The organism is Natrialba sp. SSL1 (genome assembly GCF_001861355.1).
Lineage (GTDB): Archaea > Halobacteriota > Halobacteria > Halobacteriales > Natrialbaceae > Natrialba.
The window spans coordinates 1-13,012 of record NZ_MASN01000035.1; the positions used below are offsets into that span (position 1 = coordinate 1).

The window sequence follows — 13,012 nt, forward strand, 5'->3', positions numbered from 1 at the left end:
TCGTGGACTTCGTGCCCTTCGACCTCGTACCGATCCATTACCAATGTTTAAACTAGGTAGAAACATAAAGCTACCGATGGCGTGGGCCTGCGGGCCTGCTGTAGAACAGTCCAAGAAACACGAGCGGCGTTGACGAGACGCGAAGCGTCTCGTTCGCACACCAGAAATCGAAGATTTCTGGGGACGCTGTATCCCCTCCCTGCTCGCGCCTTCGGCGCTCGCTGAGGAAGTGGCATTAGCGCCTCGATTTAGGTAAAATCGAGTTCGTCGTCCCTACTCACGATAGCGCACCGCGAGCAGCCCGATGAGCGCTGCGAGCGCCACGAGCGCACCGAGGCCACCGAAGCCGGGCATCGCCGACAGTCCTGAGTCAGGCTCCGGTTGGGCCTGTGCAACCGTCAGCCCCTCGAGCGTGTCGACCGAGGCCGCGTACTCGTGGGACGATCCCGAGGAGCCCTGATACTCCGTCGTCGACTCGTTCCACACCGCGCCATCTGCCCGCTCGTAGAGCGAGACGTCTTCCGGTGCAATCTCGTGCTCCTCGAGTACTGCCTCGTCCACGGAGAACGTCACTGTCGCCGAGAGGTTCTCGAGTGCGGGTTCGCCGGAGACGGCCAGCGACCCGAGTCCGGGGACATCGTCCGGACTGTCGGGCAGGTCGTCGGGGTGATTGTTTTCGAACGTGACGGTAGTGTCGCCGTCGAGGCCGCTTACGTACACGTCGTCGAATCGGACCTCGTCGACGGAGCCTGCCGTCGGTCGCAGATGTACCTGGTCGTCGGGACCGCCGTTCTCGACCGTGGCTGCGAGACCTGCATCCGCGGCGTCTTCGCCGCTACCGCCACCGAGGAGGTCATAGGAGACGGACGGGCCATCGCAGGTTCCAGTTCGGATCGTTACCGGCTCGTCGAGCGATGGGATGTCCGTTCGGTCCGGATTGTCCGCATCACCGGAGAGGATCTCCCAGTCGCTGATTTCGCCGTCGTCGTGGAAGTCGGGATCGTAGAGGTCGTCGTTATCGTAGTGTTCTGCGTCTTCGTTGAACGCCGGATGGATCGTCATTGCGAAGGCGTCGTTGAGTCCACCGTTGATCGCGCCGCCGTCGGTGCGCTCTTCGGCCCAGATCCACGATGCACCGAGCCAGCCGTCGCCGCCGTACCACTCGGCCATGTTCGTCTCGCCGGTGTAGTTGTCGTCCTGGACGACCCACTCGGACTCCGCCGGGAGACCGACGATGTCGAAGGTCGCCGCGCCACCGGAGGAGTTCCCATCAACTTGGTCGTGAATCGTCACGAGGCTTAGCCCGTCGGTGCCCTCGTGGAGGAACAGGATACTGGTATCGTCTTCCTGGAGGTGCTCGGTGCCGTAGGAGCTGTACATTCGGTCGACGTCCTCCGGATGCGTCTCGTGGTTGCGATAGTCGTAGAAGGACTCGACCGTGCCGCCACTCGAGAGCGGCTCGATCTGCTGACAGAACCCGTCCTGCTCGATGACGTAGGTGTCAGTCGGCGGCGCGTTTGCCGCCGAGGCGCTCGGCGACGGCGTCGACGACGAGTCGCCGACCTGCGCGACGCCGCCGACACTGCTCAGGACGAGCAGGGCGACGACCGCGACGACCGCTGCTGGACGCCCGCTCATAGGGAGGTGTCACCTCCGCTACTGCTCGCTGAGCGAAGCTGTGGCGCGGCTTCCTCGCGTCGATTCCCACGTCCACGACGCGACTCCTCGGTGCCGGTCTGTGCTGTCGTCGACACCAGCTCTCGCTCCGAGTCGGTTCCGATCGAGACGGACTGCTGCTCGACCGTTTCGGCGTCGATCGTCTCGTATAGCGTTCCGGGTGAGCCGACCCACGCGCCCAACTCGAGTGCCCGCTCGACGAGCCACCGGTAGAGCGCGCGGTGGCCGGGGAACTCTCGCTCGTTGAAGAAGCGCGGGTGCCAGAGAACGGTCATCACGGCATCGTTCCTGGCGGCGTCTATCAGCAAGCGCTCACAGGTTCGGCGTGCGGCGTCCGGGCTGGTCGCGGGATCCGGCAGCGCTTGATCCATGATCGTCAGCGGGAAGACGACGAACTCGTCGCCGAACGGGCGGATCGGGTGGTAGCCGTCGTGGAACCCACAGTCCGTCGTCGAGCCGAGGCTGGTGTCGTAGCTGAGTCCGATTTCGCGGTAATGTTCCCACGTTTCTGGCACTGAGAGGCGAAGATGATGCTGACGACCGCCCGTAATCTGCTCACCGAGGACGTTCTCGAGTGCAACCTTCTCGGTCCGCAGTCGGTCGCGGTCGTGCTGGGTGTGATACGAGCCGTGGAGGCCGACCTCCCAGCCGCCGGTCGACAGGTCGCGGATGGCGGCGGCGATGTCGTCGCTGTCGACCTCGTAGCGGCCGAGGTGTTGTACCCAGTGTTCCGGTGAGAGCCACTCGCGCGGCGGTCGGTCCCTGAAGAGGTGCTGTTCGTTCAGGAAGTAGAACGCCGATCGGACGCCGAGGTCGTCCTCGAGCTCCATGATCTCGGCGAACTGCCAGTAGGGGTTCGATCGGTCGAGCGCCGTTCGGAGGTGGTAGCCTGGGCGTTCCTGGGTCGCGTAGTACAGCGACCGGAAGCCCTTGTACGGGCGGTCGACGTCGTGGGTCAGACAGAGGGCGAATTCGGCACCGTCGGGGAGGGCTGTGATTCGCGCCGGTTGGGCGCTGGTGTGATCGGGGTTCATGCGTTCACCCGCCGGAGGGGGCGGCGTTCGTGAGTGGTGTCGATTCTCGGCGTCGTAACTGTGACCAACGCCGTGGGGAATCCTGACTCGTCACGCCCGCGGCGGTCTGTTCGGGTTGGGGCTCCACCGCCAATCTCGGCCGTAGTTCCCCGGATACAGGGACTATCGCGCCGATTCGACGGACCACAGCCATGGGTGCGGTCACGGTCACGCTCGTACTCACTCGAGAATCTATGACACCTCGTCGTCTCGCTCATTACAGCTACACACTCACTGGAATCGATACGATAGTAAATGACAACATTATCAGACAGTGAACTGTGTGGCTGTCCCGAACAATCGGTACGCACTCCGTACCGGGAACAGTGAGACCGTCGCGCTACCGGCCACTCGAGAGGACCCGAAGACAGCCCCGGAGGAACTCACGGAGGACTGGCGCGCCGTCGTAGAGCCAGAGGAGGGCCGCGGACACCGCAATTCCGAGCTGAAACCACATATACGTCGAGAGGTCGCCGGCGAGCAGTTCCTGCTGGTAGTGTCCGAAGAGCCGGGTAAACTCGCCGAAAAAGTCGGTGTACTCGCCGATCGATTCGACCGGATGGACGGGCCAGAGCACGATATCGTACCGGAGTTCGCCGCCGCGAACGTAGGTGTCGAGAATGTCACTCGGCAGGTGGAGCAGATAGCCCAGGCCGAAGGCGAGTCCTGCACGCGGACGGCCCGCAGAGCGTGCGAGCGCGCCGACGATGATCGCGAGTGGCACCGCGAAGAAGACGGAGTGACCGAGCGCGTATCCGGAGTCGAAGACGCCGAACTGCCAGGCCAGCGGCTTGTCGATGAGATCCGGCAGTACGGACGCGAAGACCACGGCGAACGCCTCGAGTCCACTCGGTGCGTCGCGGTAGACGAGGTGGCTAAACAGCGAGTAGACGACGTAGCCGACGATTGCGTGTTCCCATGGCCACATTGGTGTAGGCCAGCCACGTCGGCTGATTAGTTATGCAGGAGATAACCTGCCGTGGCGGCGGCACAGTACCGTGATTCCCGAACGGATTCGCTCGGCCGGTCACCGCCGCGTGACCTCAACGAATACGGTCGTCGGGACGAATGGACGAGCAAGCATGCCACGCGAGTTCACGGTTTCAGTTACGGACGGCTCATCGTCCGTCGCCGAATCAGAGTTCGGTGCCGACCCAGAGTCCGTCGCCGCCGTCCACCACGAAGCGCCCTCCGATGACTGGCTCGTCTTCTGTCACGGGCTCCGAAGCGACAAGTCCGGCAGCTACGAGCAGCGCTGCCAGCGCGCCGTCGACGAGGGGTACAACGCCGTCCGGTTCGACTGTCGGGGTTGTGGCGAGTCCGACCGTGACTTCGTCGATCACTCGCTCAGTACGCGTCTCTCCGATCTGCAGGCAGTGCTCGACAGCGTCCTCCAGGACGACCGCAACAACAACGGCTCGCTCACCCTCTTCGACTCTAGCTTCGGCGGCGCCGTCGCCCTCCACACCGCCGCCACCGACGACCGCATCGACGCCGTCGCAACCCGCGCGCCCGTCACCGATATCTCGACCTTCGACCGCTACCGAACGCAGGTCGAACGCGAGGGGGTACTCGAGTTCGACTCCGGCGAGCGACTCGACGAGCGATTCTTCGACGATCTGGATCGCTATCCGTTCGCGGACGTAGCGGCGACGCTCGACGTGCCAGTCGCTATCTTCCACGGTTCGGCCGACGACTCGGTGCCCGTTGCGGACAGCCTCGACGCGGCGGGGGTACTCGAGACGGACGTGTTCGTGCAGGTGTTCGAGGGAGAGGGACACAGTTTCTCGCGCGAGGCGGAAGCGCGGTTGCGTGGGCTGTTGTTCGCGTGGCTGGTTGAGACTGGGCTATAGTGCGGCTACCGCTGGACGGCGTCTATTCGACTCTAAAACGGGAGATGAGTACGCAGGAACCGTATTTCGGGAGTTTTTTCTCAGTCAGAAAAACCGGACCGTTTTTCATAGCGATGCCGAAACGAACAGGTACCAGTGAGTGAGGATACCGATACCGATCTATCCACCGTTCTCTCGGTACTCGACGACGAGTACGCGCGAGAGATCCTCACGCACACGAGCGTCGAACCCATGTCTGCTAGTACACTGAGTGACCGGTGTGACGCGTCCCTGCCGACGATCTATCGTCGCCTCGATCGTCTCGAGGAGTGCCGACTCGTCACTGAAGAGACCGAACTTGCCCCGGACGGCAACCACTACAGCATCTACAGTGCGAATCTCGATCGACTGGAACTCTCACTCGAGGATGGCTCGTTCGATCTGCAGGTGAACTACCACGAGGAGGATGTCGCCGACAAGTTCACCCGAATGTGGGAGGGGATGCGATGAGCGCGGACGTCGTCCGACTCGATGAGGCGACGCTGTTCGAGCTCTTTACGGTTGTGAGCCTCTTTCTCGTCGCGCTGTTCGGAACGGTGATCGCCTACCAGGCCTACCGTGGCTACCGGCGAAACGATGCGCAGTCGATGTTCTACCTCGCGGTTGGGCTGCTCTTGCTGACGCTGTGCCCGTTCGTGCTCAACGTCGTGCTCAACACGCTGACGGCCACGGATCGGATCGTAACGGTGTTCGCCGAGAACCTGAGTCGACTGCTCGGACTGGTTGCGATCATGTACTCGCTGTACGGACAGCACTGAAGGCGACTGCGGATGGGTTCGAATGAGACGATATCCGTACCACGGGTTGTGGCTGACGGTCGTTTCTCCTGATTTCATTGCGCTACTGACCAGTAGTCTGTCGGGACTGAACGTAGTCAAACAGGCCAACAAACCGGACCGTAGCTGTAGGGCCGAAGCGCTCGCCACGGCAGCGAGAGTGAGAGCGGAGTGGGGCTGACAGCGCGGGCACAGGCGCTGTCAGGGGGAGAGGGCAAATCGAACGGGAATCGAGGACGGGTCGGGAACCGTCCTCGCAGTGGGGGTGGGAACCCGTTCGAGTGGGTGATCGGATGGGGGACCAACACGGGGTGGGTGTTGGACCTGTCTCGTCCCCCAGTTTCACCGATACACTGGATGGTATTAGTGATGCCAGCGCGTTTTCTGGGTCGGAAAATCCACGTCGATATCGAACCGGCCGTACTTTCGGACCGCTCCCCGTCCTCGCTCGCTAGTCGTCACTCGGTGCTGCACCAGGGCGGTAGCCCCGACTGATCGCCTTCCAGTGACCGGTCGAGAACCGGTAGTAGTTGATCACCGCGGGAGCGGCCGTCTCGGCGATGAACGAGAGGTACAGGCCCAGCAGTCCGAGCGGTGCGATGTCGATGCCGGGAACCGTGACGCCGAGCACGGGGATCGGTCCGATCGCAGGGATCGTCAGCCCGGCCGCACCGAGATAGGCGAGCGGAATCGCGAGCCCGAACATGCCGACGAGCTGGCTGTAAAACGGCCATTTGGTGTCCCCGCTCGCCTTGAGCGCGCCTTCAGCACCCGTCGAAACACCCTTCAGAACGATTGCGAGACACGCCGCGTAGATGAGCGAGACGGCGGCCGGAATCGAGAGCTCCGCCGGATCGTCGGTGAACAGGAGCACGATCGGCTCCGCGAAGACGAAGACGATCACGGCCGAGACGACGTAGACCGCGACGGCGTAGCGGATGATCTCCCGACCGTAGCGCTCTGCGAGCCCCTCGTGGCCGACACCGAGTTCCTGGCCGACGAGACTCGAGGCGGCAAGGCCGAAGCCCCAGCCGGGCGTGTTCATCAGCCCCCAGATGCGCCGGGCGATGACGTAGGCGGCGACGATCTGCGGGCCGAACAGCGCGACGATGGCGAGCATCGGGAACTCGGCGACGGTCCAGACGGACTTGCTGCCGAGGACCGGAAGCCCAATCTTTGTCAGGTTGCGAACCGTCTCGCCGTGGACGTAGCTCCCGAACGGGTCGACGCTGACGGGGAACGTCCCGACGCCGGGGAGCCAGCCCGCGACGAGTCCGATTGCGAACGTCGCGGAGACGACCACGTTGGCGAGTACCGTCCCGAGCGCCGCGCCCTCGACACCCAGCCCGACGCCGAAGATGAGCACCGCGTTGAGCCCGATGTTGGCGACGGCACCGCCCGCGCGGACGATCATCGGCGTCCAGGCGTCGTCCATGCCGACGAACGTCCGGCTCCCGATGAGGTTGAGCCCGGCGAACGGAATCCCGAGACCGACGATTTGCAGGTAGTCCGCACCGAGCGCGATGGTCTCCGGGTCGTTCCCGATGAGCGAGATGAGCTCGGTCGGATACGTCCAGAACAGCGCCGTCACCGGTAGCGTGAGGACGAGCACGAGGAGGGTACTCGAGCGCACCGCCTGCCCGAGCGAGTCGAACGAGTTCGCGCCGAAGCGCTGGGAGACGAGCGCGATGGTGCCGCCGGCGACCCCGCCGCCGAGGGCGAACGCGAGCCCCCAGAACGGCGAGGCGAAGCCGACGCCGGCGATAGCCGTCGATCCGACCGCGACGCCGACCATAGCGACGTCGACGGCGTTTTTCGACATTCGCGCGACGCCCGTGACGACGCGGGGCCACGCGAGGTCGGACGTTCGCTGCGCTCGCTCGGGGTCTATCAACCCGAGACGGGCGAGCGCGAGTCCGATCCAGTAGATACACACTCGGATCGGATTGAACGATCGACGACTCACAAGAACCGTGTCGGCCTAGTCGAGTCCCACAAAAGTGTCTTGCAGACGCGGCAGACGCGTCCGATTTCGACTCGCTACCCTGTCCCACACGTCGGGATCGGAGTCACTCTTCTGACCGTGACGTGTCAGTCGATCTGCTACTCGACGACCAGCACGGGAACCGACGCCTCTTCGGCGACCTGTTTCGAGACGCTCTTTCGGAAGAACCGATCGAGTCCACGCGTTCGGCCGACGACGATCAGGTCGACGCCGTGGGCCTCGGCGTAGTCGAGAATGGCCTGATGGCGCAGGCCGTGCTGAACACTTGTCTCGACACCTACTCCGGCCTCGGCTGCCTGCTCGGCGACGTACGCAACTGCTGTCTCACCGATCGGCTCGAGATCGTCGAAGTCTACTCCCGGTGCGATCTCGGCGGAGTTGATCACGTACAGCGCGTGCAGCGTCGCACCGTGCACGTCAGCGAGGTCGATCGCCTCGCTGATCGCCCGCTCGGTGTTCGGTCGGCCATCCGTCGGAACCAGAATCGTATCGTACATCGTCTCACTCCCGGATATCCGCCTTTCACACTCCCGTACCCACGGCTACTCCGACGTGCCAAGCGCGCTCGAGGAGCGATCGATCGCCGGCGGTTCGAGTTCCTCTGGCCCGTCGTACTCCGATCGAACAGCAGCGGTGCAGGCGTCAATCGTCGGGTTTGCGATGTCGACAGTACCAGCGCCAGGGACGACCGGCCCGTCGCCAGTGAAGCACTCGAGTCCGGTGACGATCGGACCGTAGGCGAACTCGCCGAACTCGTCGGTGGCGGAGATGTCGCGCTCGCCGTCGACGCTCCCAACGGGTTCGGAGATCGTTCCGATCTGGCCGCTCTCGTCCCACCAGAAGAACGAAAGAATGAGCTCTGACGCTGTCCCGGTCACGCGGACGGTATCACAGTGGACAAATTCGGCGACGATCGGTCCGTCTGCGAACTCGACCTGTGTGGGGTGGTGGTCCTCGTCGGTCGCCGTGGGCGTGGCTGCCGTACCGACGGCTCCCTCGTGTTCGTCCATGCAGTGGCTTTGTCCGAGACAGTGTATCAATCATTTTTCGAGGTCAGGTGACTCTCACGGGTATTGAGGAGACGTGCGCAACAGGCAGCCTCTCGAGTGGCTGTGCGAACAGCGACTCCGTGTATCGGGATCGCACGATGAGCCTTCCTGCTGAATTTAGGGTCCATCCACCAGACATACCAGATTAGATATATAGAAGCAAAATTCATGGTTATGGGGTGTCACATCTTGCGTGGAGTCGACACATTCGACATAGAAGCTTTGAAAATCCTGAATATGCCTCTTCCCCATTGACATCTGGTCTATTGGGTCTGAAAGAGGATTACCGGTATGAGGGAGTTATAGGTGGGGAAGCGGCGACCTGAGGACTATATGGCTGCTGGCCACTATAGTTATAATACCGATAGCTACCCAATCCTAACGGATATATTATCTATAGATGTCGTCGGCTAGAGACAATCACATTCGTTGACAGACGACGAATGGTTTACAATCGTATGACTGTAACTATAGATGAAACGGACCGATCGCAGGCAGGTACTCGAGTTCACGATCGATGAGCGTTCAATAGTGTCGAACGCTACGTGAACAGCAGGTTGACTTCGATGGTGTTCGCAGCCGAGAGCAGTTGGTTGTGGAGGTCGTCGATATCCCATTCGTTCTCGAGTCGGTGCGCCGGTCCCGAGATCGCAACGGCACCGTAGACGGTGTCGTCGTTGTCCAGAATAGGCGCACCCACGGCGCTGAGTCCCGGGAGATACTCACCGTGATTGTACGCGAGTCCCTCCTCGCGGATCGTCTCGAGTTCGGCCGTGAGTTCGTCCCAGGTGGTGATCGTCTCGTCCGAAAAGGCCGGGAGGCCCCAGGTGTCGACGATGTCCGCGACGCGCTCTTCATCGAAGTGGGCCAGCATGGCCTTGCCGCCGGCGGAGCAGTGGAGGTAGGTGTGGGTGCCGACGGTGATGTCGGAGGGGACCGAGCGGTCGCCGTCGCAGGCGCGGAGGACGGTGCCGAGTCCGTTCTGTGCTGTCGAACAGAGGACGCGCTCGCCGGTCCGTTCGGCGAGGTCCGCAATCGGAGTCTCGGAGGCCTCGTACAGCGGTTCGGCGTGTTTGACGTGCTCGCCGAACGAAAGGAATCGGAGGCTCAACCGATACTCGTCGTCGTTCTGGACGACGTACCCCTTCGACCGGAGCGTCGTCAGGTGGGCGTGAACGGTGCTCTTTGCGAGTCCGGTTCGCTCCGTGACTTCGGTTACGCCAGCGCCGTCGGCCTGCCAGAGGGCTTCGAGAACATCCAGGGTCTTCACGACCGCATCGACCCGATCCGCCGAGTTCCTGCCTTGTGTTCCCATACGACACAATTCCTGTGGGTCGACAAAGGTGTTCCGCTGCACCGAACAGTATGGTACACGGTAACGTTTATATGTCGATTACTGTGATATGTGGTATGGATTTCAGCGAGCCGTCAGAAGCGGTGCAGATCACGAAGGCACTCGAGGACTTCATCGAGCAGGAGGTCGCTCCACTCGAGCAGGAGTACGAGCAGTTCCTGGGGCAGGACTACGAGAAGCACATCGTCGACGAGAATCACCGACAGGTGCCGGCCTACCGCGAGGTCGTCGAGACGATCCGCAAGAAATCGGTCGAAGCGGGCTTCTACGGGATGACGATGCCCGAGGAGGTCGGCGGTGGCGACGTCGATATTCTCACTCGTGCGATCGTCGGCGAGCATATGGCGAACCGACCACCGGGCTTTCACAGTGCAATCTTCGGCGGTGCCGGCGGGCCAACGCCAATTCTCCTCGCGTGCGACGAGGAGCAGCGCGAGACGTACCTCGAGCCACTGATGGACGGCGAGATCACGACCTGCTTCGCGCTGACGGAGCCGGGCCACGGCAGCGACGCCCATCACATGGATACTACTGCGGAGAAGAGCGAGTCGCATAGCGACTCGGAGCGGAGCGGCACCGCCGCGGAGAAGGACGGCGACGAGTGGGTGATCAACGGTCAGAAGGTGTACATCACGAACGGCCCCTACGCCGACTTCGCGATGGTCTTCGCGCGGACGAGCGGCGAGGACGGCGATCTGTCGGGGATCACCTGCTTCCTCGTCGAGGCCGACAATCCGGGCTTCGAGATCGGGACGATTCACCGATCGATGGGGATGACGCCCGGCCAGCACGCCGAACTCCACTTCGACGACTGTCGCGTCGGCGAGGACCAGATTCTCGGCGAGGTCGACCAGGGCTTCACGGCGGCTATGAGCTGGATCGGCGGCGGCCGGATCAACATCGCCGCGAACTCGGTCGGGACAGCCCAGTACCTGCTCGACATGTCCGTCGAGTACGCGCGTAACCGCGAGACGTTCGACAAACCGATCGGTCACCGGCAGGGCGTCTCCTTCCAACTCGCCGATCTCGCGACGGACATCGAGCAGACCCGGCAGCTCTACCGCTACGCTGCCTGGAAGATGGACAACGGCGACCGCGCCCGCAAGGAAGAGTCCATGGCGAAACTCCGCGGCGCAGAACTCGCGAACAAGGCAGCCGATATCGCCATGCAGGTCCACGGCGGCGCGGGGTATATGAAGGAACTGCCGATCGAGCGCAACTACCGCTCCGCGCGCGTGTTCCGCATCTTCGAGGGGACGGACGAAATTCAAAAGCGGACGATCGCACGAGAGCTTATCTAACCGACCCACCGTACCACCGGCCCACCGACCCAGACTCGTCGCAACGGGTGGAACGGGGCGATACCTACTTGATGTGTGGTGTGGTTGAACACACCATGTCGATCGGACGATTTCGGGACGTCCCATCGGAGATGGATGGGGTCGAACGCGAGATTGCGGCCGCACAGTATCCGGAGGGTGGACTGGTTTTCGGGCTCGCAAGCGGCGTCGTGGCCGGCATGCTGACGAGTGCGCTATTGCTCGTCACGTTGCCGTTCGTTGGTGCACTCGCCGGCTTCGCCATCGGACGGCAGTATCGCTCCTACCGACTTCGCCAGCGACGGAGGACTCGAGAGTCAGGCGAATGAGCAACTCGAATGCGGGCGGATCGGAAACGCTGTCCTCGAACGTCGGCTTACTCGGTGTGCTCGCGCTCCTGGTTGGGAACGCGATCGCGGTGCCGATCTTCGTGCTGCCCGGGCCGCTCGCGGGTGACGCCGGTCCGGCGATCGTCGTGGCGGCGTTGCTGGCGGCGATTCCGGCGTCGTTCGTCGTGTTGTACAACGCGCTGCTCGGCTCGGCGATGCCCGTCGCGGGTGGTCTCTACGTCTACATCTCGCGGCTCGTCGCGCCGTTCTGGGGCTTTCTGGTGCCCGTTACGATTCCGCTAGTCGCCTGGGCGTCCCTGCTCATCACGGCGACCGGCTTCGCGGAGTACACGCAGATCTTCTTCGACGTCTCGCCGCTCGTACTCGTCTACGGCCTGCTTGCGTTCACGCTGTTCATCAACGTAGTCGGCCTCCGCCTCGTCGCGCAGGTGCAACTCGTCTTTTTTGTCGGCCTGCTGCTCGCGCTGCTCACGTTTATCGTCCCCGGCGCGACCGCAGTTGATACCGCGAACTACACGCCGTTTTTCCCAGAGTACGGCGCGTTCGCGCTCGCCGTCGTCGCGCTCTTTTACCCCTTTCTCGGCTTCGGCCTCCTGATCGAACTCGGCGAGGAAATTGACGATCCGAAGCGGACGATTCCGCTCGTACTCGGACTCGGCATCGGTATCGTCGCGGTCGTCTACGTCGCGCTCATCGCCGTCCTCGTCGGCGTCGTTCCCTACACGCAACTCGGCGGGGAGGCGGACCTCGCGCTGGTGGCGTCGGTCTACCTGCCCTGGTGGGGCGAGTACGTTATCGCCGCGGGTGCGATCTTCGCCGTCGTCACGACGGTCAACACGACGCTGCTCGTCTTTTCGCGGACGCTCATGCGAGCTAGCCGGGACGGCATCCTTCCCGAATCGCTCTCGCACATTCATCCTCGGTTCGACACGCCGCACGTCTCGGTGCTCGCCCTCGGCCTGCCGCCGTTCTTGCTCGTTCCTATCGCAGGCGAAATCGTCGGCCTCTCGACGTTCATCGGCCTGGCGAGTCTCACCGCGTACTTCTTCTGCGCCGTCGGGCTCTGGAACCTGCCGCGTGAGTTCCCCGAGCACTACGCGAACGCGCCGTTCCGACTCCGGCGTTCGCGCGGCCTGCTGCTCGCCGTCGTCGGTGGGGCCCTCACGACGGCTTGCTTCTGGGTTATCACGCTGCTCCAGCAGCCGATCGTCGGCCTCGTCCTGCTCGGCTGGTTCGTGCTCGCGTACGGCTACTATCAGTACCGGCTCCGAAAGCGCGATCCCAGCCAGCTCTATCTGACGATGACCTCGCTCGACGCCCACGAACGCGTTTCAGACGGGAGCGCGGGTGTCGCTTCCGGCCGATCGCACCCGAGACGGAGTGGTCGTGCGTCCACTCGCGACAGCCCCATCTCAGCCGAGACGTTCGACGCTGAGACGGCGGCTACTCGAGACGATCGCGACTCGGTCGATCCCGGATCGGGAGAGTAGAGACACAACCTAGACCGAGAGAGTCAT

General features: G+C 63.0%; 13 protein-coding genes. 6 read left to right on the top strand and 7 right to left on the bottom strand.

Going from position 1 to position 13,012, the window contains the following annotated elements:
- Nucleotides 1–273 precede the first annotated feature (273 nt).
- The 3 genes from BBD46_RS11025 to BBD46_RS11035 form a co-directional block, all read right to left on the bottom strand.
- Nucleotides 274–1,638, bottom strand: a complete 1,365-nt coding sequence (locus tag BBD46_RS11025; protein ID WP_071401765.1) for a hypothetical protein — start codon at nucleotides 1,636–1,638, stop codon at nucleotides 274–276.
- Nucleotides 1,635–2,711 carry a polysaccharide deacetylase family protein gene (locus BBD46_RS11030; RefSeq protein WP_071401766.1) on the bottom strand — a complete coding sequence of 359 codons (1,077 nt, stop codon included), beginning with the start codon at nucleotides 2,709–2,711 and terminating at the stop codon, nucleotides 1,635–1,637. The genes BBD46_RS11025 and BBD46_RS11030 overlap by 4 nt, the downstream gene beginning before the upstream one ends.
- 379 nt (nucleotides 2,712–3,090) lie before the next feature.
- Complete coding sequence (locus BBD46_RS11035) at nucleotides 3,091–3,678, bottom strand: metal-dependent hydrolase (protein WP_071401767.1); 588 nt, start codon at nucleotides 3,676–3,678, stop codon at nucleotides 3,091–3,093.
- A gap of 154 nt (nucleotides 3,679–3,832) precedes the next feature.
- On the opposite strand from BBD46_RS11035, the gene BBD46_RS11040 reads away from it, so the two are divergent.
- The 3 genes from BBD46_RS11040 (at nucleotide 3,833) to BBD46_RS11050 (ending at nucleotide 5,400) form a co-directional block, all read left to right on the top strand.
- Nucleotides 3,833–4,603 carry an alpha/beta hydrolase family protein gene (locus BBD46_RS11040; protein WP_071402184.1) on the top strand — a complete coding sequence of 257 codons (771 nt, stop codon included), beginning with the start codon at nucleotides 3,833–3,835 and terminating at the stop codon, nucleotides 4,601–4,603.
- A gap of 135 nt (nucleotides 4,604–4,738) precedes the next feature.
- Nucleotides 4,739–5,092 (top strand): ArsR/SmtB family transcription factor, encoded by a 354-nt coding sequence (locus tag BBD46_RS11045; RefSeq protein ID WP_006654807.1) that lies wholly within the window; start codon nucleotides 4,739–4,741, stop codon nucleotides 5,090–5,092.
- Entirely contained in the window at nucleotides 5,089–5,400 is a 312-nt protein-coding gene (locus tag BBD46_RS11050; protein ID WP_071401768.1) for a DUF7521 family protein, read from the top strand. Before BBD46_RS11045 ends, BBD46_RS11050 begins: the two co-directional genes overlap by 4 nt.
- A gap of 469 nt (nucleotides 5,401–5,869) precedes the next feature.
- On the opposite strand, the gene BBD46_RS11055 is transcribed toward BBD46_RS11050, so the two are convergent.
- The 4 genes from BBD46_RS11055 to BBD46_RS11070 all read right to left on the bottom strand — a co-directional run bounded on the left by BBD46_RS11055 (nucleotide 5,870) and on the right by BBD46_RS11070 (nucleotide 9,787).
- Complete coding sequence (locus BBD46_RS11055) at nucleotides 5,870–7,384, bottom strand: MATE family efflux transporter (protein ID WP_071401769.1); 1,515 nt, start codon at nucleotides 7,382–7,384, stop codon at nucleotides 5,870–5,872.
- 137 nt (nucleotides 7,385–7,521) lie between these two features.
- Nucleotides 7,522–7,920, bottom strand: coding sequence for a universal stress protein (locus BBD46_RS11060; RefSeq protein ID WP_071401770.1), 399 nt, complete (start codon nucleotides 7,918–7,920; stop codon nucleotides 7,522–7,524).
- A 45-nt stretch (nucleotides 7,921–7,965) separates the two neighbouring features.
- Entirely contained in the window at nucleotides 7,966–8,433 is a 468-nt protein-coding gene (locus BBD46_RS11065; RefSeq protein ID WP_071401771.1) for a hypothetical protein, read from the bottom strand.
- Between the two features lie 580 nt (nucleotides 8,434–9,013).
- Nucleotides 9,014–9,787 carry an IclR family transcriptional regulator gene (locus tag BBD46_RS11070; protein ID WP_071401772.1) on the bottom strand — a complete coding sequence of 258 codons (774 nt, stop codon included), beginning with the start codon at nucleotides 9,785–9,787 and terminating at the stop codon, nucleotides 9,014–9,016.
- Nucleotides 9,788–9,882: 95 nt separating this feature from the next.
- On the opposite strand from BBD46_RS11070, the gene BBD46_RS11075 reads away from it, so the two are divergent.
- From BBD46_RS11075 to BBD46_RS11085, 3 genes are all read left to right on the top strand, one after another.
- Nucleotides 9,883–11,127, top strand: a complete 1,245-nt coding sequence (locus BBD46_RS11075; RefSeq protein WP_071401773.1) for an acyl-CoA dehydrogenase family protein — start codon at nucleotides 9,883–9,885, stop codon at nucleotides 11,125–11,127.
- 95 nt (nucleotides 11,128–11,222) lie between these two features.
- On the top strand, nucleotides 11,223–11,474 hold the full coding sequence (locus BBD46_RS11080; RefSeq protein WP_071401774.1) for a hypothetical protein: 252 nt from the start codon (nucleotides 11,223–11,225) through the stop codon (nucleotides 11,472–11,474).
- A complete protein-coding gene (locus tag BBD46_RS11085; protein ID WP_071401775.1) occupies nucleotides 11,471–12,985 on the top strand; it encodes an APC family permease in 1,515 nt (504 codons plus the stop codon). Before BBD46_RS11080 ends, BBD46_RS11085 begins: the two co-directional genes overlap by 4 nt.
- Nucleotides 12,986–13,012: the final 27 nt, after the last annotated feature.